23 protein-coding genes, 1 tRNA gene and 1 pseudogene are annotated in these 26,777 nt (G+C 58.0%); 10 read left to right on the top strand and 15 right to left on the bottom strand.

All coding sequences use genetic code 11. The annotated features are described in order from the left end of the window. Positions 1 to 511: 511 nt before the first annotated feature. The 5 genes from RS897_RS36305 to RS897_RS36285 all read right to left on the bottom strand — a co-directional run bounded on the left by RS897_RS36305 (position 512) and on the right by RS897_RS36285 (position 5,294). Complete coding sequence (locus tag RS897_RS36305) at positions 512 to 799, bottom strand: acyl carrier protein (RefSeq protein WP_315833471.1); 288 nt, start codon at positions 797 to 799, stop codon at positions 512 to 514. A gap of 123 nt (positions 800 to 922) precedes the next feature. Beyond that, positions 923 to 2,185 (bottom strand): MFS transporter, encoded by a 1,263-nt coding sequence (locus RS897_RS36300; RefSeq protein ID WP_315838859.1) that lies wholly within the window; start codon positions 2,183 to 2,185, stop codon positions 923 to 925. Positions 2,186 to 2,242: 57 nt separating this feature from the next. Then, positions 2,243 to 2,482, bottom strand: coding sequence for an acyl carrier protein (locus RS897_RS36295; RefSeq protein ID WP_315833470.1), 240 nt, complete (start codon positions 2,480 to 2,482; stop codon positions 2,243 to 2,245). A gap of 52 nt (positions 2,483 to 2,534) precedes the next feature. Next, the gene (locus tag RS897_RS36290; protein WP_315833469.1) at positions 2,535 to 3,485 is read right to left on the bottom strand and encodes a beta-ketoacyl-[acyl-carrier-protein] synthase family protein; all 951 of its coding nucleotides are present in this window, start codon (positions 3,483 to 3,485) and stop codon (positions 2,535 to 2,537) included. A gap of 114 nt (positions 3,486 to 3,599) precedes the next feature. Next, positions 3,600 to 5,294 carry an AMP-binding protein gene (locus RS897_RS36285; protein WP_315833468.1) on the bottom strand — a complete coding sequence of 565 codons (1,695 nt, stop codon included), beginning with the start codon at positions 5,292 to 5,294 and terminating at the stop codon, positions 3,600 to 3,602. A 213-nt stretch (positions 5,295 to 5,507) separates the two neighbouring features. On the opposite strand from RS897_RS36285, the gene RS897_RS36280 reads away from it, so the two are divergent. After that, positions 5,508 to 6,365 (top strand): SMP-30/gluconolactonase/LRE family protein, encoded by an 858-nt coding sequence (locus RS897_RS36280; protein ID WP_315833467.1) that lies wholly within the window; start codon positions 5,508 to 5,510, stop codon positions 6,363 to 6,365. A 195-nt stretch (positions 6,366 to 6,560) separates the two neighbouring features. Here RS897_RS36280 and RS897_RS36275 read toward each other — a convergent pair whose 3' ends face one another. From RS897_RS36275 to RS897_RS36245, 7 genes and pseudogenes are all read right to left on the bottom strand, one after another. Further along, positions 6,561 to 7,226, bottom strand: coding sequence for a glutathione S-transferase family protein (locus RS897_RS36275; RefSeq protein ID WP_315833466.1), 666 nt, complete (start codon positions 7,224 to 7,226; stop codon positions 6,561 to 6,563). Between the two features lie 105 nt (positions 7,227 to 7,331). Continuing rightward, on the bottom strand, positions 7,332 to 8,300 hold the full coding sequence (locus tag RS897_RS36270; protein ID WP_315833465.1) for an isopenicillin N synthase family dioxygenase: 969 nt from the start codon (positions 8,298 to 8,300) through the stop codon (positions 7,332 to 7,334). A 44-nt stretch (positions 8,301 to 8,344) separates the two neighbouring features. Next, the gene (locus RS897_RS36265) at positions 8,345 to 9,169 is read right to left on the bottom strand and encodes a phytanoyl-CoA dioxygenase family protein (protein ID WP_315833464.1); all 825 of its coding nucleotides are present in this window, start codon (positions 9,167 to 9,169) and stop codon (positions 8,345 to 8,347) included. Positions 9,170 to 9,212: 43 nt separating this feature from the next. Further along, positions 9,213 to 10,199 carry a radical SAM/SPASM domain-containing protein gene (locus RS897_RS36260; RefSeq protein ID WP_315833463.1) on the bottom strand — a complete coding sequence of 329 codons (987 nt, stop codon included), beginning with the start codon at positions 10,197 to 10,199 and terminating at the stop codon, positions 9,213 to 9,215. An 11-nt stretch (positions 10,200 to 10,210) separates the two neighbouring features. Then, positions 10,211 to 11,119 carry a radical SAM protein gene (locus tag RS897_RS36255; protein ID WP_315833462.1) on the bottom strand — a complete coding sequence of 303 codons (909 nt, stop codon included), beginning with the start codon at positions 11,117 to 11,119 and terminating at the stop codon, positions 10,211 to 10,213. A 574-nt stretch (positions 11,120 to 11,693) separates the two neighbouring features. Next, entirely contained in the window at positions 11,694 to 12,413 is a 720-nt protein-coding gene (locus RS897_RS36250) for a GntR family transcriptional regulator (protein WP_315833461.1), read from the bottom strand. A gap of 357 nt (positions 12,414 to 12,770) precedes the next feature. Beyond that, positions 12,771 to 13,028: pseudogene (locus RS897_RS36245) on the bottom strand (tyrosine-type recombinase/integrase); the annotation flags it as partial. A 915-nt stretch (positions 13,029 to 13,943) separates the two neighbouring features. On the opposite strand from RS897_RS36245, the gene RS897_RS36240 reads away from it, so the two are divergent. Further along, complete coding sequence (locus RS897_RS36240) at positions 13,944 to 14,138, top strand: helix-turn-helix domain-containing protein (protein ID WP_315833460.1); 195 nt, start codon at positions 13,944 to 13,946, stop codon at positions 14,136 to 14,138. An 11-nt stretch (positions 14,139 to 14,149) separates the two neighbouring features. Here the strand turns inward: RS897_RS36240 and RS897_RS36235 are convergent, their stop codons facing one another. The 3 genes from RS897_RS36235 to RS897_RS36225 form a co-directional block, all read right to left on the bottom strand. Further along, complete coding sequence (locus RS897_RS36235) at positions 14,150 to 15,361, bottom strand: tyrosine-type recombinase/integrase (protein WP_315833459.1); 1,212 nt, start codon at positions 15,359 to 15,361, stop codon at positions 14,150 to 14,152. Positions 15,362 to 15,587: 226 nt separating this feature from the next. Beyond that, a tRNA-Arg gene (locus tag RS897_RS36230) sits at positions 15,588 to 15,664 on the bottom strand. 114 nt (positions 15,665 to 15,778) lie between these two features. Beyond that, the gene (locus RS897_RS36225) at positions 15,779 to 16,450 is read right to left on the bottom strand and encodes an aspartate/glutamate racemase family protein (protein WP_315833458.1); all 672 of its coding nucleotides are present in this window, start codon (positions 16,448 to 16,450) and stop codon (positions 15,779 to 15,781) included. 319 nt (positions 16,451 to 16,769) lie between these two features. Between RS897_RS36225 and RS897_RS36220 the strand changes: the two genes are divergently transcribed. From RS897_RS36220 to RS897_RS36185, 8 genes are all read left to right on the top strand, one after another. Further along, positions 16,770 to 17,645, top strand: coding sequence for a branched-chain amino acid ABC transporter permease (locus tag RS897_RS36220; protein WP_315833457.1), 876 nt, complete (start codon positions 16,770 to 16,772; stop codon positions 17,643 to 17,645). 9 nt (positions 17,646 to 17,654) lie between these two features. Then, positions 17,655 to 18,806 carry a branched-chain amino acid ABC transporter permease gene (locus RS897_RS36215; protein ID WP_315833456.1) on the top strand — a complete coding sequence of 384 codons (1,152 nt, stop codon included), beginning with the start codon at positions 17,655 to 17,657 and terminating at the stop codon, positions 18,804 to 18,806. Further along, the gene (locus RS897_RS36210; protein ID WP_315833455.1) at positions 18,803 to 19,561 is read left to right on the top strand and encodes an ABC transporter ATP-binding protein; all 759 of its coding nucleotides are present in this window, start codon (positions 18,803 to 18,805) and stop codon (positions 19,559 to 19,561) included. The genes RS897_RS36215 and RS897_RS36210 overlap by 4 nt, the downstream gene beginning before the upstream one ends. A gap of 13 nt (positions 19,562 to 19,574) precedes the next feature. Continuing rightward, positions 19,575 to 20,354, top strand: a complete 780-nt coding sequence (locus RS897_RS36205; protein ID WP_315833454.1) for an ABC transporter ATP-binding protein — start codon at positions 19,575 to 19,577, stop codon at positions 20,352 to 20,354. Positions 20,355 to 20,440: 86 nt separating this feature from the next. Beyond that, positions 20,441 to 22,279 (top strand): AMP-dependent synthetase/ligase, encoded by a 1,839-nt coding sequence (locus tag RS897_RS36200; RefSeq protein ID WP_315833453.1) that lies wholly within the window; start codon positions 20,441 to 20,443, stop codon positions 22,277 to 22,279. Between the two features lie 105 nt (positions 22,280 to 22,384). Further along, positions 22,385 to 23,584: an ABC transporter substrate-binding protein gene (locus RS897_RS36195; RefSeq protein ID WP_315833452.1), complete on the top strand. Its 1,200-nt coding sequence runs from the start codon at positions 22,385 to 22,387 to the stop codon at positions 23,582 to 23,584. A gap of 348 nt (positions 23,585 to 23,932) precedes the next feature. Next, a complete protein-coding gene (locus tag RS897_RS36190) occupies positions 23,933 to 26,041 on the top strand; it encodes a PQQ-dependent dehydrogenase, methanol/ethanol family (RefSeq protein WP_315833451.1) in 2,109 nt (702 codons plus the stop codon). 289 nt (positions 26,042 to 26,330) lie between these two features. Next, positions 26,331 to 26,768, top strand: coding sequence for a hypothetical protein (locus RS897_RS36185; RefSeq protein ID WP_315833450.1), 438 nt, complete (start codon positions 26,331 to 26,333; stop codon positions 26,766 to 26,768). The last annotated feature ends 9 nt before the right edge of the window (positions 26,769 to 26,777 follow it).

Genomic DNA, 26,777 nt, shown 5'->3' with positions numbered 1-26,777 from the left:
GCAATCGGAATACTTCGAGGCGCTCTAGGCGATCTGACTCTAACTGACTTGCTGGTTTCAGCCTTGCTTGAGGCCATTAGAACAAGCGCGGCGCGGGCCTGCCAATCCATTCGATCGTGCACGAACGCGAATTCTTCTCCGTACACACAAGGATGGACATGCTGTTGTGCAGCATCAGATGATCTGCGTCGACTCGGGCGCAACACTGGGGTTCGCTCGGTCCAGCTCGATAGGTCTGATGGATCACCTTAAATGCGCGCTACATCCCGCTGGGCAACGCAAGAACTGGAGCAAGCCGGCGTGAATCCACTTGAGGGGCGGCCGTCGCGCGGCGCTCGTCCAATCCGCGATTCTCGACGGATGGTTATTTTGATCCGCGATCGCACATTGGACGAGGTCGATTGTCGTCACCACCTTATCGTCGTTCTCCTGGGGGTGGTTGACGCAAAAACATCGCTACGGGTTATCAGCAAGGCTCAATCGCACTTGGAGCCTCTGATAGCGCGGTAGATTAATATCGCGACGCGCGTCGGTCACTCTGCTGCCTTAAATGCTCCGCAAGGCTACGAATCGTAGGGAACCGAAATAATGTCGACACGCGGATTTCTTGATCGAATATCTCGCGCAGTTTCATACATACCTGCACAATAGCGAGAGAATCCGCACCAAGCTCGAACACATTTGCATCCATATCCACGTGCTCAAGCTGCAATGTTTCTGCCCAAACCTTGACCAATTCGACATCCGTCACCTGTCTGACCCGCTTCGCCGAGTTCGGGTCCACGTCCGCGGACGTCATTGGGGCGTCCCTTTCATGAGATCCTCCATCAGCAGTCTGCATATTTCTCGCGGTGCAGTGCGGCCTACCATTCATCGCATCGTAAAGGACATGGGCTCAAAGTGCGAACATCTGGAGCGTAGGCTAGCCGGTTTCAGCTACCGCCGCTGAACTACGAACAGCCCGCGGTGAGCACAGAATTGTAAGGCAACTTGCCATTTGTAGGCCAATGCAAAGGCAAAGCGAAGCCGCATAGGTTCCACTCAAATCATGCGCGAGACCGAAGAGGGCCGGTCCCGCGGCGCTGATCAGCGTAATCACAGTAGAGTTGAGGCCAACGACGAGACCAAACGAACGGGGAGCAAACTCGTGCTGGATGACAAGTATCGGCAGAGAGACAATATTTCCAACGGAAAGTCCAACAATGATGCAACCAATGTAGAGAGCGGCCGTACTATCCGGCATGATTATTATCACGGCGAGGCCCGCCGCCTGCCAAGCGAAAGCGATAGATGATGCGCGTCGCTGGTTCAGCCTGTCGATAAACGGAGCCAAGGCGGACCGCCCCACAACTGCTGCGATTGCGGTAAGTGCGATCGCGATGCCAGCGCCGTCGATGCCGAGATGGGGCAACAACAGAGCAACTTGGTTGATGATGAAGCCAACTTGCGCCGTAAGTGACAATGCGAAAGGCAGGGCAATCGACCAGAAATGCAGGCTGCGGAATGCCTCTCCCTCATTCTGAAGAGCCGGACGATCATCGTGCTTTGCTGAAGCCTGCTCTGGCCCGACAACGCTAACAGCCGAGGGCGGATTGCGCCTTATTCCGATGAAGATCGTTGGGACGAGGAGGACGAGACATGCAATGACCAGTAGCGCAACTCCGTTCTCGAGGCCAAAGCGATCAATGGCGCTGGCCATCAACGGCGCTATCGTAAAGCCGCCAGCGCTTGCGCCATTTAATGCCATCTTCAAGGCAAACCCACGGCGGCGGTCAAACCAGTACGAAATTGTAATCGCAATCGCTGTGACAGTCGTGCAGGCCCAACCGACGGCCATGAGAAGGCTCCAGGCGAAAAGCTGCCAGGGAGACTGCGACCAGGTGAAGCCGATGGTCGCGACACCGAGGATCACAATACCCAAAAAGAGCAGGAACTGAGGTCCTAAGGTTCTAATGACGCGATGAACGTAGATGAGTGCAACACCGCCCGCGAAATAAAAAATCGTCGTCGCCGTCGTAATCAACGAAAGTGGCCAGCCACGCGCGTCATGCAAGACACCGACATACACAGACTTACCATAGAAGCCGAAACCCCAGGCGAATGTTGCAACGCAAAAGCAGGCAGCCACGACTGGCCATCCACGCCGGAATTCGTCAGCCGGTGCACCGCGGGACGATGGCGCCATATCAGTCACTTAAGCTGCTCCCAGCCCTCGATCGAAGCTCGACCTTCAAAGGATCGATCAAGCTTGTCGGCAGATGGCTCTTACGAAGTCATTGACGGTCTTTTCTTCCCAAAAAAGCGTCAGATCGATTTCTCTGTCCAACCAAAGCTCCAGCGCAAGGGCAAGGTCGACGGCTTCACTTGATTCCAAACAATACTCGGCAAGATCTCGATCTGGATCAACTTGAGATTTTTCGAGACTACACCGCGCTGCGATTTGCGCAACTAGCCAGTTTCCAATTTCCGCTTCAGTGCGCACGACCAATCTCCCGAACCCAAAGTGCTTGATACGATAATTGGTTCGCCGTTTCCTAGGTCGGCTCCAACACGAGAATGCCGCGCGCGCCCGCTACGGTTGCCTCGTCTTGCGAAGGAAACGTGGCTGTCGACATGCCAGTTCCCACGAGAAGAATCCGTTCGACCGGCTGCGCAGCCTGCTCCTGGCTGTAGTCCCTTAGATTGAGCAGGTAGTCGCCGCATAGAATATGTCCAGTCCGCTCGATGTTCTTGACGAACGCCGGCATCACCGGAACGCCAAGCCCTAAATGCTGGGTTTGTGCTACGATACCAACGTTGACTGTAATCAAAGCTGTTTTGCTGTTCGCGAATGTAAGTCGCCCCGACATTTTTTTCTTTAGGGAGACAAGCGCGTTGCTTAGAGCTTCATAGCAGAGTTTTGGAAATCTTTCTGAGAAGTCCCTGTTAGGGTCACTCTTTACAAGTTTCCAGTGCACAATATCTTCTTCATCCAGAATACGGTAAGCGCCGACGTCTTTTGAGATCAGGCAACTGGTGGCGCCGTCGCCGAATAATGCGAAGCCCCCCAAAAAGCCTCTAGGCTTGGTGTTCGGCCATACATCGCAGGTGAGTAAAAGTACGTTTTCCGCCCTTCCAGCCTTTATAAGACTGGAGGCTATTTTAATAGCAGTTAGCGTGCTGCAGCAGTGGCTGCCGCCGATCTCAATTACAGATACGTCGTTAACTCCAAGGGACAGCAGGGTCCGATAGAAGAATCGACTGTCAATCTTAGCTGTCGTTATAAGCGTATCAACTTTGCGAATTTTTTCAGGTTCTGCATCACTAAATTGGCCGCACATTTGCGCGAAAAGATCCTCAGCGCTCCCCTGATAGACCGAACACGATTGGTGGCCCACCGTCTTCAGAAGGTCGAGGTCCTTGGCTCTGTTTTCAAATTCGGGTAACTCGTCAATAGGCAGAATATCGCCGAGCTTGTAGTGAATAGCGTCCAGGAAGATATCCATTTTGGCCTCTCTGGCTGTGCTCTGGCCGCGCGTGAATGCTCACGAATCATCTCAATTAACCCACGTCACGCGCAGGATTCCTCACCAGAAGGGACTGTCCAGAGTTGGTGGCCACTAATAGGCAGCATCTGATGCGGATGAAAGCCGTGTTGCTACGTCTATTTCGTCTAGCAACTTCTTCTTCGAGAGCTTTCCGACAGCAGTTTTCGGCAAGCTAGGCCGAATCTCCACAGCAACCGGTATCTCGAACCAGGCTAGCTTATTTGACAGAAAGGCTGCGACCTTCCTTAAGCTCAATTCTGGTCGGCCAGGTTTAAACGCAATAAATGCTTTGGCGGCCTGGCCAAGTTCGGGGTGCGGAATGCCGATCACGATTACTTCGTTGACATCGGGATGCATGTAGATGGCCGCCTCAATCTGCCGAGGAAAGACCTTGTGGCCAAGCGAGATGATCATATCCTTCTTGCGATCAGCAAGAGTAAGGTAGCCATCCTGGTCGAGGAAGCCTATGTCGCCCGTGTGGAAGCGGTTACCGCGAAAGACAAAAGCCGTCTCATCCGGTTGCTTCCAGTACCCGCTCATCAATTGAGGGCCACGAATGCAGACCTCTCCTTGCTCGCCGTGAGGCAGAACAGTCATACCCGTTTCAAAGTCGACAATTTCTATTACGGTGTGTGGTTGAGGGACGCCAACGGTGCCGGGCCGTATCGGACCTTCGAGGGGATGCATTGCTGCCACTGCCGCGGTCTCGGTCAAGCCGTAGCCCTCTCTCAGCATTTGCCCCGTTAGCGTCTCAAACTTGGCAAGCATATCCGCGGCTATAGGTGCGCCGCCGCAGGTGCAATATCTTAGCGAGGACAGGTCAGATATCTTGCTTTCAAGCAGATCAATAATCGCGGCGTACATGGTTGGAACAGCGGCAAAAGTGGTGACGCGCATTCGCTTGATGTCGAGTAAAATCTGTTCGGGATCGAAACGCACGTGCAGAACTATGTGCGCAGCTGCAGCTATTGAAGAAAGCATAAGAATCGACATGCCAAAGACGTGGAAGAGAGGCAGGACGACCAACGTCGTGTCCTTTCCGTAGCGTCGGCAGTTGCCAGTCCAGGCGAGGTCAATATTGACCATCGCACATAGGCCTGCATGTGAAAGCATCACTCCCTTCGGTAGCCCTGTCGTCCCGCCCGTGTAAAGAATGACTGCAATCTCTCGATCCAGTGCCCCCCGGGGATGGTAAACGAACAAGCCGTCATTGGCGATGAGGTCCTTGAATTTCATCTCGCGCGGCTCGGGCGTGCGGTAAAACGAGGGCGATACGGAGAGAATCCCTCTGCAGGGCAGGTCCTCCGCCGTGCAAACGACTAGTGTATCTAGATCTCCACTTTTCAGCAGCGGAGCGATGCGTTCGGAGATTTTGGTCGCTGCAAATGTAATGGCTAAACGGATCTCTGAATCCGCCACTTGATTGCGTATTTCGCCTTCAGCCAGTTCTGGATTAAGCAGCACGACACGTCCGCCGGCTACCAGAATCGCGAAGAAACAAATGACCAATTGCGGACAATTCGAAAGATGTAGGCCGACTTGCACGCCCGGACCCACTCCCTGCTGCTGCAATCCCCTGGCCGCTCGCTTTGCAAGCTGCCATAACTCTGAATAGGTCAAGACCTGATCATAAAATGTGACTGCTGCCCTTTCCGGCAGCTTATCTGCTGCCTTCTCGAGGAAGTGCTCGATAGTCGCGGCTGGAGGCAACGGAGCTCCCCACTGAGTGCCAACGGGATATGATTTCTCCCAGATATGCGCTTCCAAGAACTTCTCCCTTAATTCTTGTAAAAGACTGAATCTCGGTCTCTCGCATGGATGCTTCAATATAGCGCCAAGCCGAGCACGCGGTGCCAGCATACTTTGTTTTACAGAGCAGAATATTCTCGCGGTTGCATCGCGACCACGCCAAGTTCGACACAGCGTCGATGATTGCGCTGAGTTCATACAAGCCGAAAAGCGGAGAGAAGGGGGCGGGCCTTGACCGATTTGACGAAATCGAGAATGACAGCTGCGATCGATGGAGGGAAATATTTTGAGGGGCCGCGATGGCATCAAGGGCGACTTTGGTTCGTCGATTGCCTCGCCCGAAAGTTGTTGAGTATTGGCCCTTCACGAGACCTTCGGCAACATGCAACGTTTAACGATGCTCCCTGCGGCATGGGTGTCCTGCCTGACGGTAGGCTTGTGGTTCTGACAACTTTTCGCAGGCGTTTGCTCGCTTTCTCTAATGAGCAACTATCGCTCTATGCGGATTTGTCCCACATTGCCGCCGGCACGCTGGGCGATATGGTCGTCGACGGATTGGGGCGCGCGTATGTCGGCGACCTTGGCATCGCTTGGCCGCTAGCCCTAAAGCGAGGAGCTACGGGTCGTATCATTTTGGTCATGCCAGATGGCAAGATGCGCGTCGTAGCCGAGGGATTACACTTTCCTACCGGAATCGCGGTCTCCGCCGATCACCGCCGGCTCACGATTGCCGAGATGGATCGCGCATATCTGGCTGAGTATGACATCGATACCGACGGCGGCTTGCGCTTCAATCGAGGTTTCGAATGCGCTGAAGGACCCACGGGCATTTGTTTGGATCGTGACGGATCGATTTGGGTCGCCTCATTTGGCGAGGGCGCCTTTGTCCAGCTGGACAGCGAGGGAAGAGAGCGGCGAAGAATTAACCTTCCGGGACGGCGAGGCGTCGCTTGCGCTCTCGGCGGTGATGATAGAAAAACACTGTTTTGCCTAAGTGCTGCTACTTCTCCTCAAGAGCTCAAACACGGAAGGTCGTCTGCTCGGATCGACCTCCTTGAGGTCGAAGCTCCCGGTTCCGGCTATCCGTGACTATCGTCCCGCTTGCAAAGCACGCGAGCTTTCCAAGGTGTCCACTCGGTGCGATGAGTTAGTCGGTGTTTGTAGGTAAATCCGCGCTCGCCGTCGCGCAGTAACATAGGCGTAAAGTGATCACGACAATTACTTGGTCAGGTCACTTGGCCACTTAATCTTCGGTCACGGTCTATGCGCTCAGCCGGTGCCAATTTATTTTCGGTGAAAGGACCTAGGCGCGTCGTGTCGTCCACCATTTCGACGGACACGAACCGCCGCGTCACGACCGTGGCAGCGACGCGTCCATGCCTGGATGGCGGGATATCGGTCCGTCGGTAGCTCGATGATACGCGAGGGCGATAGAACGCCAGCAACATTGATATCCGCGACGGAAAAATCTCTGCCCAGCAAATATTCCTGGTGGATCAGCACAGACTCAAGGGCTGCCATGGGCCTGTCCAGCTCACGAATTGCCGCTATTGCAGCGGCCTCGTTGCAATCAGCCGATTGTAAGGACCGGTGAAATCGAATCGCTTCAAGCGGCTTCTCAAGCTCGGCCATTGCCCAAAGGGTCCACTGCCAGGCGAGTGCCTCTCCCTCAAGCGACCTAGGATAGAGCGGCGCAGAATCGTCGCTTACTGTTCCATATTTCTTGGCGAGATACATATTGATCGCCAGCGACTCCCATAGACTAAAGCTGCCATCAATGATCGCAGGGACGCGCCCATTCGGGTTTATACGTAGAAAGCGGTCGTCTCTCAATGCATCGTCTTCGATTCCCCAGGGAATATGCCGAAATTCCAGACCGAGCTCGGCGGCCATCCACAACACACGCATTGTGCGAGATTTTTCGCTACCGATGATCGTTAGCTGAGTCATGTTTCACCAGGTGGAAAACGGACACCCGGAGCTACCTCATGCTGATTTCCGGGGGCCGCGTCTTGCTAGCTGCTGGGTCGTTAGTCCGATGACTTGACTAATCTTTCAGTCGTATTTCAAGACCTCCCTATATCGGCCGAGGAGATAGTCGCCGGACGTTGTAGGTTTGTATTTCGGCACGTCGCCCTCACGCAGGCAAACATCCAAACATTGAACGGGTGTACGATAGTCAAGGTTGAAGAACATCGGGATCGAGAAGCGCTCTCTCCCGCCAGGAGCTATCACCCTGTGAGGATTCGAGACATACACGTCGTTTGTCCATATCTTGAATAGATCGCCAAGATTTACGACGAACGTATCCGGGATAAATGGCGCGCCGATCCATTTTCCGTCTCGTTTTTGTATCTCTAATCCTCCTACATCATCCTGCGCCAGAATCGTGATCATGCCAAAGTCGGTATGCGGTGCAGCGCCAAAGCCATTGTCTTCTGCCGACTGTGCCAGGTAATGGAGCAGTCGTGCGGCGACCATCGGCTTTCTGCAAAAGCGTAGAAAGAATTCATCGTCCATGCTGAGGCTGGCTGCAAATAACTTCAGGAGCCTCTGACCAAGTCCGATAGTTGCCACGAGGTACGCTTCCGAAGCTTCGCGTAACCACGGGTGGGCGCTCGGCCATCGATTTGGGCCATGTAGAGGGAGGCCAGCAGCTACGTCCGGATCGTCGACCGGCAGATCGATCATAAAGTCAAAGCTCTCATGCAGATCTGGAACGTGGCCCGCATGCTGATTGATGCCCTGCGGCATGAACCCGCGTCGAAACCTCTCGTCTATCTTATCTTTGAGCTTTTCTTCGAACGGAAGTGCAAAGTACCGACGCGACGCCGCAAAAGCGGCGTCGGATATTTCCCGCGGAATTCCATGATTGCAAACGTAGAAGAAGCCATAAGTTTGACACGCGCTCCTGAGTTTCTGAGCTAATGAGGCAAAACCACCGGACTGAGAACTCAGCGCGAGATCCAGAATTGGAATCTCCTCCGCCGTCGCTGTTCGAGATGCGCGTGAACTTGAGTGCATGATACCGTCACTCCGAAGATCGAATATGGCAAAAACGATCCGAGCTAGGCCACTGCCGGGTGACTGATCGCGACAAGTGGATAGAGTTCCGGATCCAGCAGATTGCCATGCGCGCCACCGTAGTCCTTCGCAAATTTGTGCGTTGCATCGAACCGCACCGGCGCAACCACATAATGGAGTGCAATTCCGCAGCGTGGACGTGAGCTCCAGTTTGGGCCTGATGCATGCCAAGTCAGGCCGGTATGGAAATGCACACAGCCTTTCTTTACTGGGCACAGCTCAACATCGACAGCGCGACCGCCATAGTTGTTTGGCAAAGGACGGTCGTCGCCCGCGTAAGAGGCGATCTCCTCTATAAACTCGCTGGCGTCGCCCCAATTCTGCGATCCAGGAACCATAGACATGGCTCCGTTCTCTTCGTCGGCGTCATTTAACGCGATCCAGGCCGTCAATTGGTTGTATGGGTGCATGAAGGGTAAATACGCAGCATCCTGGTGCCACGTGTGAAAACCACCAGATTCCGCCGGCTTGTAGAAGAATCTATCTTGCCAAAGATTGAAGCTTTCAGCTCCGGTCAGGTCGCTCAGAGCGTTGATGAGCCGTGCGTTTTTATGCAGCCGGTTGAACTGCTCGAATCTCTGCCACATATTGCGAATATGTAGGAGGGGGCGCCCTCCATGTCGAAAGTCGTGTACCCTTTGATGATGGGGGTTGTGCTCATCGGTCACTACGGAGCTGATGATCTCAAAAAGCTCATCGGCCTCGTCGTCAGTCAAAAGCTGGTCACCGAGCGTGAAGCCATGTTCTGCATATTCTAGCACTCGTTCCTGATCGACCAATGATCTATTTGATTTAGATGTGTCCCGCATATCTATCTCCATTTCAGCTCGCGGTTCTCCAAATGTAACGTGATTATTCTGCAGTCTGCCCTGCCGGCCGTGACGCATCGGGCAACCCGGCATAGTTCACTGAGTATAGCTTGCAGAGCTCCACAATACCGTCGGAGCGGACCTTCCAAGGGTCCTTGCAGGCGCCGCTGTATCGCTCGCCGTCTTGTTCACGCCGTACAATTTCGGCAAGCGGTGCTTCCAGGATGCTTCCAAGGGATTTCTTGAGCGGGATGAAATAGCCACAGGGATAGACATCTCCACGTGGGTCGATAGTCACCGAGTCCCGTGGTGCGCGAACACAGATCGGACGGTAGTCGTCGTCGATATAGGAACCCAGTTCTTCGCGGCGCACACGATCGACCTCAAACCAGATCCAAGGCCGTGTCCTTGCCAGCACTCTTACTCGCTTCAGGTATCGAGTCCAGGCCTCGAAGTCGCAGCTAAGCTCCTCCCAATGGTGCACAGCCGCGCCAATGCGCCCGCAGCTGAAGAGCAATAGCCTTTCGACCACCAAACGTTCGGCAAGGGCAACCAGATCGTCGGCATGGTCGACGCTCTTCTTCCAAACGACCGAAATCATATGTGTTGGTATCTTGGCCTGCACCGAAAGCTGGACGGCATTTACCGCTCGATCGAACGATCCCTTGCGTCGTCGAATCTGGTCGTGCACCTCCGCAGTATGTCCATCGATACTGAAGGTCAGCTTGCTCACGCGTCCGACAAGTCTTGCGATTAAACGCTCGTCGACGATCAGGCCATTCGACGTGATCGCGGGCTTGATATTGTTCAAATTCAGCGCGTCGAGCACATCCCAGAAGCCTCGATAAGCAAACGCCTCACCACCCTCTAGGTGGACGTGCCGTGGCTGCAACGACCCGAGCTGTCTAGTAAGACCGAGGACGGCCTCCATCGGAAGACGGTCAGGGGCCTTCGGCCCGCAAGATGCGTAGCAATGCGCACATTCAAGATTGCAGGTATCGAGCAGACGTATAAACACATGATTTAACATTGCGCTCTCCACTAGCGCTGAAAAAAATGTTCTTCGTCACCCCTGAATACGTGTTGATCGCCGCCACCACCGGTAACAAGACCGAAATACGCGCCATGCTCCGGGTACGATTTCACCAACCGCCTGAAGAGGTCGTGCGCGCGATCCAGCGACATAGGCTGCACCTCAGCGTGCGCGCGATCCTCAAGGAGAACGGTAGTGTATGAATGTTCCTTGTGAACGGTCGTAATCTTCGGCCGGTATTGCTTCAACGTGAGATAGGCCCGGCCAAAGAATGGGCGATAGATCTCGCAGAAGTTCTCGTACGTGAGCGCATCAAACAGAACGACCACGAGCTCAAGGGTAATGCCAGGAGTATTCAGAAGGCCAAGTGTGTTTTGATGAGGCAGGTCGAATGCCAGGCGTCCGGTTACGCCTGATGTGCTCGCTGCCGTCTGTGGTGTGCCCTTAAGGCTGACGCTAAACTCGTCGACGTGAGGGCTGACCATACGAAGTCGTTGGCGCGCACTTGCGTTGGTAGCCACGCTGGTATAGCCGCCGCGCCTTCGCACTTTCGCGCCAATATGAGCTACGAGTTCGGGAAACATGAGAGGCTCGCCTCCGGTAAGATAGATTATCCGTCCGCGGTCGACCTCTTCGTCGACGAAAGCTTCGATTTCCCTAAGAGAAATGGGAGACCAGCCAGGTAGATTGTGATCGTCGTCCTTGGCGTATCCACCGACATCACAATAGGGACACGCCATATTGCATGGGGCGACCATCACCAAAGATGCATATCGTCCAAATCTCGGGCCTGGGATCCGATATGGAAACGCGTCTCTCAAGAGTCCGAGCATTGGGTATTCTGGTTTAAGGGACTTGGCATTAGACGCGCTTAGCTGATCGGACGACGCACGCTGCCTGCTCTCGGTGACGGCCATGCTGATTCTCCGGTAGGACCGCGCACAAGGACGTAATCCGAGCGATGCTTCGCATGAACTGGGGAGATGCCACGATCGGCGCGTTTGTGCGCCTCGCAGTAAAGCAGCAAGGTTCGAGATGTGGCGAGTACATAGTACGATGCCAAAAAGAATGCGTACGACAATCCATTGCTTGCATTCTACGCGGGGTCCCTATGCACGAAGACACAGCAGTGTTTGCGAGCGAGACCCGGACAGCGCACCTGCAGTGGATGATCGGTTCGATAAGTGCCAGATCGCAACCGTGCGCGGCACCGTTCAGAGCAAAATTTGTACGGGGGGCGCACCCGCCTTGAAGCCGGCGAACCGCCGCGACCTGTAAACCGCGTCGGTCAGCGAACGCAAGGTCTGCCAAACACGCTGGCCTGCCTAGCCGTCGAAGCAAAAAACGTTCGAAGCGAAATCGAAGTACTGGCGTCAACGGGCCTCAAATAATGACGAGATTTGTTTAGTGGTCACGCCATCAACGACAATTCGACGCCTGTGGGAAATTCCACAGCGGCGCGATTACCGCAAAGCCTGCAGGCTCCGCATTCTATTGATCGGCAGATGTCCCAGCGTAAAGTCTGCTGATGCCTTCTTTTACGAGGCTTGGCAACCGCTCGTATTGTTCTTCAAAATGGAGTTCCAGGCACGAGATCGCCGGTGAGATCTCTCCCCGGTGAAGTAGCTGGTCAATCTCGCCGATGTCCGTGACGAGTTTGCCCCGAGACCCATAGTCCTCGATATCTAGAGACCGAATGTAATGCGTCCGGTCGACAAAATTAGAGAGGGCTCGACTCAGTGCGGAATTTGGTGTCAGCGCAGAAATCCGCTTGTAGGCTGTCTCGATATACACAACAGCTGCGGCACTATCGCAGCTTGCGCTTTCGATCGGGAGCATCTCGGGACGGTCACTAAGCGGCATCTTTTCGCGTTTCTTGCTGCTAAGCTCGATCGAATCTCGAAGCAAGAACCATCCAAACTCAAGCAAATCGCGCATTTCCTTAACGCTTAGGGGGCGGACGAAGAACCCTCGATTTGGCACGGAGACTAGATATTCCTCCACACAAAGGCGGCTTAAAGCCTCTCTGACTGGTGTGCTGCTGACCTTTATGCTGTCAGCAAGCTCCGCAACGACGAGCCGTTCTCGCGGTCGAAACTGATAACGTATGAGGCGCCCCTTCAAATAATCATAAACGTTAGACGAAGTCACTTTAAGCTGATGTTCACCAGCCCCACAGAGGCTGGCCGAGACCGTGGTGCCCAACGACATTGCTCACCCCACTAACGCCACTCGCCATAATCTTATTTTTGAGAATATTATCTAAGTTACAATTATAGATTGCGCTGTAAATATGACTTACAATCTATACGAAAGAATGTTTTCTGTTGTTGTGTGTCTAGCGCGAGTAAGTCGACGCGGAGATTGTGAGCTTCGAACCGTCGTATAACCCCTATAGCAACGGCTTGAGCAAGGAAGGGAGCCTGAGCATTTTCCGCTTAATGTAAGCGAGATCATCATGGGACCATAGAGAGCAGAAAGTTTCTTGATATCCTAAAATTTAACAAATAATTTGATGCAAACAGTTCTGTGTCTGTGTCAGAGGGCGATTCGTTCGGCGACAACCTCTCACGAAGCAACCAACGCCTCCAGGAATTCTTCCATCGACGGCTGCGACGCATTCTGCAGCTTGAGAAGATCTTCGACCATGAGATTTGTATAGCGCCGCAGTTGCCGCCAATCTTTGTGACCCGTGACGAGTGCGACCTTTTCAATCGGGAGTCCCGCCTCGAACAGTCGGCTTGTTCCCTCGTGACGCAGATCGTGGAAATGCAGGTTGTCGATCTTTAGCTTCTCGCATGCCCGGGTGAACGCTGCACTCACCGTTCACCGGGGAGGGAACCCTCGATCGCCCGCGCCAACGGAACCTCCGGAGCGCGACAGCTAGCACGCCACATCTGTACGGTGGTCCATTCTCATTGTTGATCATGTGTTGCTTCAGGCCTTTCTTGAATCGGTCGATCAAAACGCAGGGTGTTCGCAGACCGGTCAATTCAACGCTCGCCGTGTTTCCCATGTGAAGCAGCGTGCCGAGAGGCAAGCACTCGAGCTTCAATCCCGAACGAGCATGAACAAAACGGGATAACACGGCTTGCAACAATACTTGGCTGGCAACCCCTGCGTTCAGGACGCAGGGGGTCGCTCACTCCGATTGCACCCGGCGGGCGCGGGGACTTGCGCGATCCATAATCGCATCGGATGGACGAATCCTGACCCTAATTGCCGCGCGAGTTTTCGGAATTGTCCTGAGGCTGGAGTAAGTGATGACCCCGTGTTCTTGGGGGCGACGCCTCATCGAGTTCTTATCGCGCAAAAGACGATTGAGCCGAACGTTGGCCTAAGGGTTTAGGTCAAATCGACTTCGAGGCCCGGTGCGGCGGTATGGAAAAGTAATGCAACATGGAATGATGCTTCACGTCTTTTTGAAGCATCTCTCGGTGATGGCTTTGATTGCGTCGCACTAGCACTCGACAGAAGGGCATTGATCTAACTGTGGCTCATCGCTGATTTGCATTTCGAACAAGGATTGAATTTCTGTGCCTTCGGGACTGAATAGAGGGAAAGCAAGTCTATACGTCCACTTCAAAAGCTTCGCGCGGCTATGTCGGTATCTCGTCGACCAATGGCACGCATGTTGAGGCGAGCAGCCACATGGGATCGGAAAGCAACGCGAGATGGCCCACCATGAGAGGCATAACGAGACACGATTCTGTGCTTGAGTTTCCACTGGAAAAACTTGCCATGACGATTCGAGAAGCCGCGCAGCTGTCATCGCTGGGGCAGACATCGATCTACAAGGCGATTCGCGAGGGACGCTTGCGTCACCGCAAATACGGTACGCGGACGATCATCACCCGTGCCGATCTCGCTTCGTTTCTCGACAGCTTGCCCTCGCAAGGAAGAGTTTCGGGATCGGCTGATCCAAAGTCTCGATAACCACTTGGTCGTCAGGCCGCCTTAACCGGCATCGTCTTTACTTTAGGGGCTCGCGTTGCAAAATCGGCAAAGGCCTGCATGACGATGCGACGCTTCTTTATGGCCTCGCCCCTCTTATAGGCCTTTTCGGTCTCATCACCTGTAATGTGATGGAGGCAATGCTCGATGATCTCCTCCTCAAAGTCCGTTTCTTCCTGCGCCCATGTGCGGAATGTGGAGCGGAAGCCATGCACAGTAAGCTTCTTGTCGCCGGCGATTTCCTTCAAATGCTTGAGCATGGTCATATTGGATATTGGCCGTTTAAGGCTGCGGCCGGGGAAGACGAAATCGCTGATGCGATCCTCGTGAGCTGCGCGCAGGTAGCTTGTTGTCTGCTTCGGTAGCGGCGTGCGCTTGGCGCGCTCGTTTTTGGTGTCACGGTGGGTCTGATCCCAGAGGTGCTCGTTGAAGTTGAGGTGTGTCCAACACATGTTTTGCACCTCATTGGTGCGCGCCAGGGTCAAAATGGTGACCTCGAGCGCCCGCGCACTCTGATCAGGAATGGTGGCGAGCGTCTGCATAAAGGCGGGCAGGTCGCGATAGTCCATCGCTTTGTGGCTGCCGCGCGTGGTGCCGCGTCGCGGTTGCTTTGGCATGATCGGTGAGAGGCGGCTATCCCAATCCGCCGGATTGTCTTTCGGCCTAAAATTGTGGGCGATGGCCGCGTCGAGGATTTTCTTGATGCGCTGGCGTGCGTCGCGTGAGGTTTCGCGCTGGTGCCAAACCGGTTTTAGCGCCGCGACGACGTGCTGGGTCTGGATCTCGTCGAGCGGAAGCTTGCGAAGCGGCCTGCAGATCACCTCGACGATGCGCTTCAGCTTGCGACGTGCAGCGGGGTGCTTCAGTCCCGTCTCGAAGGTCTCCCGCCATTCGTCGGCGAACTCCCCGAACAGACGTGAGCACTCAGTGCGGCGCTTTTCGTCGCGCTGTTCCTTGGGGTCGATGTTGTGAGCGAGATCGCGCAAAGCACTGAGGGCCAGGGTCTTGGCATCGCCGAATTTGACGATCCTGGCCGACCCCAAGCCCATTCTTTTGACGATGCCACGGCGCTGATAGCGGAAGCTCCAGCGCCGGCCGCCGGTCTCTGCGACAGTGAGATAGAGGTTGTTGCCGCAGGGGTATTCGCCGGCTGGGACGGTCAGGTAGTTCTTCCCGTTGATTTTCGGTTTGGTTGACTTGGCCATGGTCTTCCATAAGGGCCTGAGCTGGCGGAGGCCCGGGTGGAGATTCTAACTCAAATCGAGGGGCAGCTGAAGGGGCAGCTGAAGGGCAGCTGCTCTGCAGGTGGCTACCGACGGCCGGCGACCGCATGCGGCCGTCCGCGATGCGAAAAGCCCCTGCGGCACTGGGGCTTTTTGCATATTGTCGCGAACGGCGGCAATGGGATGTGAAGAGCGGCGACGGTGGGATTGGCGCACTCGGAGAGATTCGAACTCCCGACCCTCGGAATCGAAATCCGATGCTCTATCCAGCTGAGCTACGAGTGCGCGCGGCGCCACCATAGCCCGGCGATTTATGATTTCCAGTCTTAATGTTGCTCTGCGAAAGGATTTTTGGGGGTGTTCCAGAGCTCCGGCTGGGCGAAAAAGCCACCCGCACGTTCACGGTCGATTGATCATGCCGAGAAGCTGGTTCACCGCGCTCGGGATCGGCGCGATGATCGGCTCGGAGAACATCCTCTGCAGATCCGAGGCGGCGTCGCCCAGCGGGCCGCCGCCGATGATGACGGCCTCGGCGCCATCCAGCGCGATGCAGGCCCTGACCGCGTCGGCCAGCTCCGCGCGCAGCCGTCCGGCATCCGCCGCCAGGGCTCTGGGGTCGCCTTGGGTGCTGCGCAGGCCGGTATAGGTTGCCGCAAATCCGAGGTGTCGGGCCTGCGCCGCAATGGCGTCGGTGAGTTCGGGGGTCACGGTGGCCACGCCGAAGCGGCGGCCGTCCGCATGGGCTGCCCGCATCGAGGCTTCGCACAGACCGGTGCAGGGAAGGCCGGTTTGTTCGCGCAAGGCCTCCAGGCCGGGATCGCCGAACGCGCTGACGATGAAACCGAGACATCCGGGCCGGTGCGCGAGCCCGAGCTCAACGACCTCACCGGCGCTGGCATCCAGTTCGTGCGGCGTCACGATCATGGCCGGCGCGCGGGTCGCCGTCACGCCGACGACGGGGGCACGATCGCCCGCCGCGCCGCGGGCGATGGCCACCATCATGTCGGTGGTCGCCTGTGCGCTGTTCGGATTGATCAGCACGATCCGTCTGTCGCCGGGTCCGGGAATCATACGTCTATTTACACAGCCGCGGCCGCGATGACGCAACGGGCTTTGTGACCGGGGCGGTCACCGTCCGGGACGCTCCGGGAGATGACGGGCGATGCATCATGCCGCATTGACTTGACGGCATCGGCGGCTGCTCGATTTACGCTGTGGCTCAACACCATGGGCAACCAGCGTTTTGTTGACACGCCCCAACGATTTCGGCTGTATGATTGGCGTTGGTTATTCGGTTTTTCGTCCGCGTGAGGTGGGATAGCGACTAAACACAAGATGCACAAAAGGCGGTCGTCAGAATTGCCGTGCATCAGGGGGAGGGATATCGTTCATGCTGGACTTCGTTCAGCAATTGGTGAGCGGCGTCGCGCTCGGCTGCGTTTATGGCCTGATCGCGCTCGGCTTCGTCCTGGTATACAAAGCCACCGAGGTCGTCAATTTCGCCCAGGGCGATCTGATGATGCTGGGCGGCTTTTTCGCCTTCACCTTCATCAGCATTCTCGGCCTCAATTACTGGATCGGCTTTGCCGGCGCAGTCGCCGCCATGGCGCTGTTCGGCATGCTGGCCGAGCGGATGGTGGTGCGCCCGATCCTGGGTTATCCGCAGTTTTCCATCATCATGGCCACCATCGGGCTTGGTTATTTCCTGCGCTCGATCGCCGGCATGATCTGGGGCACCGACGATCTCAAGATCGAGACGCCGTTCAGCCAGGGTGTGCTGCGGATCGGTTCGCTGGTGCTGGCCTATGACAAGCTTTCGGTGATCGCCGCCACCATCATCCTCTGCGCCCTGCTGTATCTGTTCTTCAACCGCACCACGCTCGGCACCGCCATGCGGGCGAGTTCGGAGAACATGCTTGCCGCCTATTACATGGGCATCCCGGTCAAGCGGGTGGTGGCGATGGTGTGGGCAATCAGCGCCGCGGTCGCCACCTGCGCCGGCGTGCTGCTGGCGCCGATCACCTTCATCCATTCCAATGTCGGCCTGGTGCTCGGGCTGAAGGCGTTTCCCGCCGCGGTGCTCGGCGGCTTCGGCTCGATCCCCGGCGCCGTGGTCGGTGGCGTGCTGATCGGCGTGATCGAAAGCATGGCCGGCTTCTACCTGCCCCAGGGCTGGAAGGATGTCGCGCCCTACATCGTGCTGCTGCTGGCGCTGCTGCTCAAGCCCGAAGGCCTGTTCGGCCTTCATGCGCGCAAGAAAGTCTGAGGCGCGTCCATGCGGTTCAAGTTCAAGACCGACTATGACGACGACATCCGGCTGGTGCCGCACAGCGGCTACGTGGTGTCCTACGGCGTGTTGCTCGCGCTGCTGCTGATTGCGCCGTTCGTGCTGTCGAGCTACCTGGTCAGCCAGTTGGTGTTCGTCTGCATCTACGCCACCGTCGGCGTCGGACTGCTGATCCTGACCGGCTTCACCGGCCAGGCGTCGCTGGGTCACGCGGCCTTCCTTGCCATCGGCGCCTATACCACCGCCTACCTGCAACAGCTCGGCGTGTCGTTCCCGGTGTATTTCCTGGCGTCGGGTGTTCTGACCGGCGTGATCGGCGCGATGGTCGGCTTTCCGGCGCTGCGGCTGCAGGGCATCTACCTCGTCATCGCTACGATTTCGTTCGCTTTCATCATCGAGGAGGTGCTGGCGCGGTGGGAGAGCGTCACCCACGGCAACGAGGGCATGCGGGTGAAGACCATCCAGTTGCTCGGCACCAGTGTGCCGCGCGACAGTCCCGCCTTCTATTTCCTGTGCCTTGGGGTGCTGGTGCTGACCATCGTCGGCGCGCTCAACCTGCTGCGCGCGCCCACGGGGCGCGCCTTTGTCGCCATCCGCGACAGTGAGACGGCGGCGCGCAGCATGGGCATCAATGTGTCGCTCTACAAGGTGAAGTCGTTCGCCATCAGCGCCACCATCACCGGTTTCGCCGGCTGCCTGTTCGCCCACAAGCTCTCCTTCATCAGCCCGGAAATGTTCACCCTGCAGCTGTCGATCGAATTCATCATGGTGATCATCATCGGCGGCGTATTCAGCCTGCACGGCGCCGTGCTGGGGGCGATCTTCATCGTGATGGTCGATCCGTTCCTGACCTTCCTCAAGGACGATATCCCGAGTGTGGTCGCCGGTGTCGCGGCCGCGTTCGGCGCTGGCTCCGCGCGCGCCACGAGCATCCAGAACGCGGTCTCGGCGTTCGCCTCGGCGAACGGCCTGAAGGGCGCGATCTACGGCCTGATCATCATGCTGTTCATCCTGTTCGAACCGCTCGGCCTTTACGGGCGCTGGCTCAAGATCAAGCTCTTCTTCCAGCTGTTCCCGCTGTACAAGCGCGCCACTTTCAAGCGGCAGAAGATCTATGTGAAATCGGAGCGGAACCGATGAGTTATTTCCGCGTCGAAAACCTGTCCCTGCATTTCGGTGGTCTGAAGGCGGTCGACGCCGTCAACTTCGCGGTGGAGCGGGGCGAGATCCTGTCCATCATCGGCCCCAACGGCGCGGGCAAGAGCTCGATCTTCAACCTGATTTCGCGAATCTACAACCCGACCTCCGGGCGGCTGTTTTTCGAGGACCGCGACATCACCCAGGAGCCGGCCTGCGATATCGCGAGACTTGGCATCGCGCGCACCTTCCAGAACATCGAGCTGTTCGAGAACGCCACCGTGCTCAGCAATCTTCTGGTCGGCCGCCACCGCCATTCCACCACCCGGCTGTGGCAGGAGCTCCTGTTCCTGCCGAACGTGCGCCGCAACGAGAAGGCGCATCGCCGGCATGTCGAGCAGGTCATCGAATTCCTCGATCTCGAGGCCTATCGCGACAAGCTGATCTCCGGCCTGCCGTACGGTGTGCGCAAGGTGATCGAGCTGGCGCGGGCGTTGTGCACCGAGCCGAAGCTGATCCTGCTCGACGAGCCGTCGTCCGGGCTGAATGTGGAGGAGACCGACGACATGTCGTTCTGGATCCGCGACATGAAGAACGAGCTCGGTGTCACCGTGCTGATGGTGGAGCACGACATGACCCTGGTGAACCGGGTGTCGGACCGGGTGATCGCGCTGAACTACGGCCGGGTGCTGGCGATGGGCTCGCCGGCCGAGGTGCAGGCGCATCCCGATGTCGTCGCCGCCTATCTCGGCGCTTGAGGGGGTGAAAACCATGAGCGCACCCGACATCATCCTGAGACTCAGCAACATCGAGAGTTATTACGGACCGATCATGGCGATCCGCGGCATCAGCCTGGAGGTGCCGCGCGGTAAGATCGTGACCCTGCTCGGCGCCAACGGCGCCGGCAAGACTACGGTGCTGAAGACCATTTCCGGCATTCTCGATCCCCAGAAAGGCACCATCGAATTCCAGGGTGAGCCGATCCAGCGCATGGAGGCGGACAAGATCGTCCGGCTGGGCCTTAGCCATGTGCCGGAGGGGCGGGAGGTGTTTCCGTTCCTGAGCGTGCGCGAAAACCTGATGATGGGCGCGTTTCCCCGCCGCGACCGCGAGGCCATCGCCGATGATCTCGAGCGGGTGTATGGTTATTTCCCGCGGCTGCGCGAGCGGCTCAATCAGCCCGCCGGGCAATTGTCCGGCGGCGAGCAGCAGATGCTGGCGATCGGGCGGGCGCTGATGAACCGGCCGGCGCTGCTGCTGCTGGACGAGCCCTCGCTCGGTCTGTCGCCGCTGCTGGTGAAGGAGATCTTCACCATCATCCGGCGCGTCAATGAAGAGCAGGGCATGTCGATCCTGCTGGTCGAGCAGAACGCCAAGGTAGCGCTGGAGACGGCGCACTACGGCTACGTGCTGGAGATCGGCCGCGTGGTCATGAACGATAACTGTGAGCGCCTGATGCACTCCCAGGATATCCAGGAATTCTATCTCGGTGCCAAGGAGCAAGGCGCGCGGGGCGAACGCCGCTGGAAGAAAAAGAAGACGTGGCGTTGAGAGAGCCACAGGACATCAAAACGAGAGGCCCGATCAACGGGCCCGGATAACAGGAAGGCACGTCGACGAGGAGGAGGATGCAATCCATGGCCGGACCTGCAGTGCTGACGGTCGCCGACACCATTGCGAAAAGCTTCGTGCTCGCGGTGGAGACGCGCGGCGATCGCCCGGCGATCCGCGAAAAGAAGTTCGGCATCTGGCAGCCGGTCAGCTGGCGGCAATGGATGGTGGCCGCCAGGGAGATCGCCTATGGCCTGCACGCCATCGGTTTTCGGCCGGGCGATGTGGCTTCGATCATCGCCACCGCGGTGCCGGAATGGCTCTACGCCGACATGGGCGTGCTGTGCGCCGGCGGCGTCTCCTCCGGCATCTATCCGACGGATTCCGCGACCCAAGTGCAGTATCTCGTCAACGACTCCGCAACCCGTGTGATCTTCGTCGAGGACGAGGAGCAGCTCGACAAACTGCTGGCGTGCCGCGCGCGTTGTCCGACACTGGAAAAGATCGTCGTCTTCGACATGGAGGGGCTGAGCGGCTTCAGCGACCCTATGGTGATGTCGCTGGCGGAATTCACTGCGCTTGGGCGCAACCACATGAACGACCGCGCCGCGCTGTGGGATGAGATGCTTGCCAGCCGCGGCCCGAACGATCTCGCCATCCTGGTTTACACTTCGGGGACGACCGGGCCGCCGAAGGGCGCTATGCACGCCAATCGCAGCGTCACCCATCAGATGCGCCACGCCGGCGACCTGTTCCAGTCCACCGACAGCGAGGAGCGGCTGGTGTTCCTGCCGCTGTGCCATGTGGCCGAAAGAATCGGCGGCTACTACACCTCGCTGGCGCTGGGCTCGGTGATGAATTTTGCCGAAAGCCCGGAGACCGTGCCGGACAATCTGCGCGAGGTGCAGCCGACCGCGTTCCTCGCGGTGCCGCGGGTCTGGGAGAAGTTCTACTCGGCCATCACCATTGCGCTGAAGGACGCGACGCCGTTCCAGCGCTGGATGTACCGTTACGCCATCGGCACCGGCTATCGCCTGGTCGACTGCAAAGTGGAAGGGGTTGAACCGCCGTTGGCGCTCAAGCTCGCCAACCGGATGGCCTATTGGCTGGTGCTGCGCAACATCCGTCGCATGCTTGGGCTCGATCGCTGCCGGCTGGCGTTCACCGGTGCGGCGCCGATCGCGCCCGACCTGATCCGCTGGTATCTGGCGCTCGGCATCGACATGCGCGAGGTTTATGGCCAGACCGAAAACTGCGGCGTGGCCACCGTGATGCCGGCCGACCGCATCAAGCTCGGCTCGGTCGGCAAGGCCGCGCCGTGGGGCGAGGTCAAGATCTGTCCGCGGGGCGAGATCCTGATCAAGGGCGACTTCCTGTTCATGGGTTATCTCAACCAGCCGGAAAAGACCGCGGAGACCATCGACGCCAAGGGCTGGCTGCACACCGGCGATGTCGGCTCGATCGACAATGAGGGCTTCGTCCGGATTACCGACCGGATGAAGGACATCATCATCACCGCCGGCGGCAAGAACATCACGCCGTCGGAGATCGAGAACCAGCTCAAATTCTCGCCCTATATTTCCGATGCCGTCGTGGTCGGCGACAAGCGCCCTTATCTCACCTGCCTGGTCATGATCGACCAGGAGAACGTCGAGAAGTTCGCCCAGGACCGCGACATTCCCTTCACCAATTACGCCAGCCTGTGTCGGGCGGCGGAAGTGCAGGACCTGATCTGGCGCGAGATCGAGGGGGTCAACGCCAACTTCGCGCGGGTCGAGACCATCAAGCGTTTCTTCCTGATCGAACGACAACTCACCCCTGAAGACGAAGAGCTGACGCCGACCATGAAGCTGAAGCGCAACTACGTGAACAAGCGGTACGCCGTCGAGATCGACGCCATGTATGCGGGACAGGCGGTGGCATAAGGTCGCAATCATCTTCGCTGTGTGTGGGCATACGATGATCGAAATGGCGAAGGCCTGACGGCCCCGGGCCTTCGCTCCATATGGGCCAACGGAGAGGAGACTGACATGTCGAAATCGTTCAAGGCGTTTGGCCTTGCGGCGGGCGCCCTTGCGCTGGCTCATCTGCCGGCGATGGCGCAAACCAAGGTCACCAATGACGGCATCTCGGCGGCGGAGCTGGTCCTCGGCAGCCACCAGGATCTGTCCGGCCCGATCAAGGGCTGGGGCGTGCCGGTTGCCAACGGCATGAAGATGGCGGTCGAGGAGCTCAATGCCGCCGGCGGCGTCCAGGGCCGCAAGCTCAAGCTGATCGTGGAGGACTCAGGCTACGATCCCAAGCGCGCGGTGCTGGCCTCGCAGAAGATGATCGAGCGCGACAAGATTTTTGCGATGATCGGCCCGATGGGTTCGCCCACCGTGCTGGCCGCCCAGGACATCCTGTTCGACGCCGGTGTGCTGCAGCTGTTTCCGCTGACGGCGGCGGAATTCACCTTCAAGTTCGATGCGGCGAAGCCGCAGGAGCGGCTGAAGTTCAATAATCTCCTGCCTTATGTCGAAAGCACGCGCGCCGCGGTCAAATACATCATCGAGGCGAAGAACTCTGGGAAGCCGTGCGTGATGCACCAGGACGACGAGTACGGCAAGAACGTGCTCGATGGTTTCACCCAGCAGGTCGAGGCGATGAAGCTGACGGCGGCTTCAGTCACGAGCTACAAGCGCGGCGCATCGGATTTCAGCGCGCAGGTCGCCAAGATGAAGGCCGACGGTTGCGATCTGGTGGTGCTCGGCACTGTCATTCGCGAGACCATCGGCGCGATGGGTGAAGCCAGGAAACTGGGATGGGATGTGACCTTCCTCGGCGCCACGCCGACCAACGTGCTCGAGGTGCCCGCGCTCGGCAAGGAGGTGGTTGAGGGACTGTATGCCGCCGCCGGCTTCGAGATTCCTTATGAGGACACCGCCAAGGGCAAGGTCAAGGATTGGCTGATCAACTACAAGAAGGCGTACGGCGTGGATGCCAACACCCAGGCGATCATCGGCTACAACGCGATCATGACGTTCGCGCATTATGCCAACAAGGCCGGCAAGGACCTGACCGGACAGAAGATGCTGACCGCACTGGAATCCGGCGACGTGTTCCAGGACATCTTCAGTTCGCCGCCGACCAAATTCTCCAGCACCAATCATCTCGCCAGCACCATCACCCAGGTGCAGCAGGTCAAGAACGGCCGCTGGGTCCTGACCAAGGACAGCTTGTCGTTCTGATGGCGCATTGTTGTGTGCGCGGTGCGTTGCAGCACCGCGCACACGTCGGGAATTTGTCCCGGTCGTTCTTGCGGGGCCATCCCAAAGTGACGCTGGGACGACGATAATCGTCGCTGCACGTTTCACCAATCCCGCTGTGCGAAACGCATCAGCCGAATGTTTCAGATGTAACGCGAGCATCTGTTGACGGGACTCCTCACGCACGCCAACATCTCGACAAGTCCGTGAGAGACTGTTGGGAGGATATGTATGGCTTGCTCCGATCGAGTTGCCGTTCGCGCTGCGTTTGCGCGTGATGTTCTGAGCGCGGTTTCCAGAAGGTTACTGTCCCCTTGCGTACAGACTGCGATGGTCTTGGGCGTGGCCGCTCTCGCGTTCGGCTCGGGCGCTGCAGCGCAAGAGGCGAAGGGCTCGCCCGAGCATATCAAGGCGGTGACATCGGCGGTCGACGGCGCATCGATCCGCGCCAATGCCGCCACCTCGAAGGATTGGCCGACGGTCGGGCTCGATTATGGCGAGACCCGGTTCAGCAAACTCAACCAGATCAGCACTGATAACGTGAAAAATCTGGGCCTGTCGTGGTCCTACAATCTCGAATCCTCGCGCGGCGTCGAGGCGACGCCGATCGTGGTCGATGGCATTATGTATGTCAGCGCCTCCTGGAGCGTTGTCCATGCCATCGATGCGCGCACTGGCAAGAAGATCTGGACCTACGATCCCGGCGTGCCGCGCGAGATCGGCTACAAGGGCTGCTGCGACGTCGTCAACCGCGGCGTCGCGCTCTACAAGGGCAAGGTGTTCGTCGGCGCTTATGACGGCCGGCTGATCGCGCTCGATGCGGTGACCGGCAAGAAGGTTTGGGAAACCGATACGGTCATCGATCGCTCCCATTCCTACACCATCACCGGCGCACCGCGCGTCGCCAATGGCAAGGTGATCATCGGCAATGGCGGCGCCGAATACGGCGTGCGTGGTTATGTCACCGCCTATGACTCCGACACCGGCAAGCAGGTCTGGCGCTGGTTCGTGGTGCCGGGCGATCCCAGCAAGCCGTTTGAAGATGAATCCATGGAGGCCGCCGCCAAGACCTGGGATCCGTCCGGCAAATACTGGGAGAATGGCGGCGGTGGTTCGGCCTGGGACACCATCACTTACGACCCGGACCTCAACATGGTCTATATCGGCACCGGCAACGGTTCGCCGTGGAACCGCGACGTGCGCAGCCCCGGCGGCGGTGACAATCTCTATCTCGGCTCGCTGGTGGCGTTGAACGCGGAGACCGGCAAATTCCTCTGGCACTACCAAGAAACCCCCGGCGACAATTGGGACTACACCTCCACCCAGCCGATGATCCTGGCTGACCTGACCATCGATGGTGCGCCGCGCAAGGTGATCCTGCACGCGCCCAAAAATGGCTTCTTCTTCGTCGTCGACCGCACCAACGGCAAATTCATCTCGGCGAAAAATTTCGTCGATGTGAACTGGGCCACCGGTTACGACGCCGGCGGCCGTCCGATCGAGGTGGCTGAGGCGCGCTCGTTCGACAAACCGTTCGATTCCATTCCCGGGCCGTTCGGGGCGCACAACTGGCATCCGATGTCGTTCAACCCGAACACGGGTCTGGTGTATCTGCCGGCGCAGAACGTGCCGCTGAATCTGACCGGACAGCCGAAATGGAAGCACAACGGCAACAAGCCCGGCGAGTTCGGCGGCAACACCGGCTGGAATCTCGGCTTCTCGCTCAACGTCGCGCCGCCAAAGAGCCTGCCGTTCGGCCGGCTGATCGCGTGGGATCCGGTGAAGCAGAAGGAGGTCTGGAGCCAGCAACATGTGGCGCCGTGGAATGGCGGCACGCTGACCACCGCCGGCAACCTGGTGTTCCAGGGCACCGCTGACGGCCGCTTCGTGGCCTATAACGCGACCACCGGCGAGAAGCTCTGGGAAACGGCGACCGGCACCGGCGTGGTTGCGGCGGCGTCGACCTACCTGATCGACGGCGTGCAGTACGTCTCGGTCGCGGTCGGGTGGGGCGGCGTGTTCGGCCTCAGCCAGCGCGCCACCGAACTCAACAGTCCGGGCACGGTCTATACCTTCGCAGTCGGCGGCAAGGCGCCGCTGCCGGCCTTCACGAAGTACCAGACCGAGGGGCTGCTCGCCGGGGTGAAATACGATCCCGCCGACGTCGGCCCGGGGACGCTGCTCTATGTGTCGAGCTGCGCGACTTGCCACGGCGTTCCCGGTGTCGACAGGGGCGGCAACATCCGCAACCTCGGCTATGTCAGCCCCGAGACCATCACCAACCTGAAGGACATCGTGTTCAACGGTCCGTTCAAGTCGCAGGGCATGCCGGACTTCACTGGCAAGCTGTCGGACGGTGACGTGGTCAAGATCATCGCCTTCATCCAGGGCACCGCCGACGCGATCCGGCCCCAGGCCGCGGCTCCGCCGGCGAAATGAGCTGATACGGGCCGGTGTGGCGGACATCCGTCACACCGGCCAGATTCGGCTTTGGGCGCCTTGGAATTGTGGTTCGCCGGGGGCTCGTGGGCCTTCAGGCGAACTTCTGAGGTCTGGATCTCTGTCTGATTTTATCTTTATGCTTCAGGTAATTGTTCGGATATTCGAAGATTTTCGATGAGCGTTGCCATGCTTAACGAAATTCAAACACACTAACGCCAGACTCTTCGCTAAGGTCTCGGGGCACAGCTCCTCTGGCCGCATCACCCATCCGGTTGCCGAACTGCCCATGCGATTCATCGTCCTGCTGATCTCGTTGCTTGTTGCGACCAGCGCGCATGCGAACCTGCGCATTACCCGCGACCATGGCGGCTATGTCGAAGAGTACAAGGCGAAGTACGAGCAGATCCGCAAGAACGGCGAACGCGTCATCATTGACGGCATCTGCAATTCGGCCTGCACCATGGTGTTCGGCATCGTGCCGATGAACAAGATCTGCGTCACGCCGCGCGCCAGCCTCGGTTTCCATCAGGCCTATTACGACAAGTCATTCACCTTCGGCATCAAGGTGACGAGTTACGAAGGCACGTCCGACCTGATGTCCTATTACCCGAGCACGGTAAAGGACTGGATCCGCCGCAACGGCGGTCTCACCACCGAGATGAAGAAGATCAAGAACGGCATGGATCTCTGGAAGATCGTCGATCCCTGTCCGGAAGATTTTTGAGCGGCCCGC

The sequence above is a fragment of the Bradyrhizobium prioriisuperbiae genome, assembly GCF_032397745.1.
Lineage (GTDB): Bacteria > Pseudomonadota > Alphaproteobacteria > Rhizobiales > Xanthobacteraceae > Bradyrhizobium_A > Bradyrhizobium_A prioriisuperbiae.
This window is presented reverse-complemented; position numbering and strand designations above follow the sequence as displayed.

Excerpts from the sequence above, each read along its gene's own strand:
- RS897_RS36210 (WP_315833455.1), top strand. The coding sequence starts at position 18,803 with ATGAGTTATTTCCGCGTCGAAAACCTGTCCCTGCATTTCGGTGGTCTG.
- RS897_RS36270 (WP_315833465.1), bottom strand. The coding sequence starts at position 8,300 with ATGCACTCAAGTTCACGCGCATCTCGAACAGCGACGGCGGAGGAGATT.
- RS897_RS36205 (WP_315833454.1), top strand. The coding sequence starts at position 19,575 with ATGAGCGCACCCGACATCATCCTGAGACTCAGCAACATCGAGAGTTAT.
- RS897_RS36275 (WP_315833466.1), bottom strand. The coding sequence starts at position 7,226 with ATGACTCAGCTAACGATCATCGGTAGCGAAAAATCTCGCACAATGCGT.
- RS897_RS36305 (WP_315833471.1), bottom strand. The coding sequence starts at position 799 with ATGACGTCCGCGGACGTGGACCCGAACTCGGCGAAGCGGGTCAGACAG.
- RS897_RS36200 (WP_315833453.1), top strand. The coding sequence starts at position 20,441 with ATGGCCGGACCTGCAGTGCTGACGGTCGCCGACACCATTGCGAAAAGC.
- RS897_RS36225 (WP_315833458.1), bottom strand. The coding sequence starts at position 16,450 with ATGATTCCCGGACCCGGCGACAGACGGATCGTGCTGATCAATCCGAAC.
- RS897_RS36260 (WP_315833463.1), bottom strand. The coding sequence starts at position 10,199 with ATGTTAAATCATGTGTTTATACGTCTGCTCGATACCTGCAATCTTGAA.
- RS897_RS36250 (WP_315833461.1), bottom strand. The coding sequence starts at position 12,413 with ATGTCGTTGGGCACCACGGTCTCGGCCAGCCTCTGTGGGGCTGGTGAA.
- RS897_RS36195 (WP_315833452.1), top strand. The coding sequence starts at position 22,385 with ATGTCGAAATCGTTCAAGGCGTTTGGCCTTGCGGCGGGCGCCCTTGCG.
- RS897_RS36265 (WP_315833464.1), bottom strand. The coding sequence starts at position 9,169 with ATGCGGGACACATCTAAATCAAATAGATCATTGGTCGATCAGGAACGA.
- RS897_RS36235 (WP_315833459.1), bottom strand. The coding sequence starts at position 15,361 with ATGGCCAAGTCAACCAAACCGAAAATCAACGGGAAGAACTACCTGACC.
- RS897_RS36300 (WP_315838859.1), bottom strand. The coding sequence starts at position 2,185 with ATGGCGCCATCGTCCCGCGGTGCACCGGCTGACGAATTCCGGCGTGGA.
- RS897_RS36290 (WP_315833469.1), bottom strand. The coding sequence starts at position 3,485 with ATGGATATCTTCCTGGACGCTATTCACTACAAGCTCGGCGATATTCTG.
- RS897_RS36215 (WP_315833456.1), top strand. The coding sequence starts at position 17,655 with ATGCGGTTCAAGTTCAAGACCGACTATGACGACGACATCCGGCTGGTG.
- RS897_RS36255 (WP_315833462.1), bottom strand. The coding sequence starts at position 11,119 with ATGGCCGTCACCGAGAGCAGGCAGCGTGCGTCGTCCGATCAGCTAAGC.
- RS897_RS36190 (WP_315833451.1), top strand. The coding sequence starts at position 23,933 with ATGGTCTTGGGCGTGGCCGCTCTCGCGTTCGGCTCGGGCGCTGCAGCG.
- RS897_RS36240 (WP_315833460.1), top strand. The coding sequence starts at position 13,944 with ATGACGATTCGAGAAGCCGCGCAGCTGTCATCGCTGGGGCAGACATCG.
- RS897_RS36185 (WP_315833450.1), top strand. The coding sequence starts at position 26,331 with ATGCGATTCATCGTCCTGCTGATCTCGTTGCTTGTTGCGACCAGCGCG.
- RS897_RS36220 (WP_315833457.1), top strand. The coding sequence starts at position 16,770 with ATGCTGGACTTCGTTCAGCAATTGGTGAGCGGCGTCGCGCTCGGCTGC.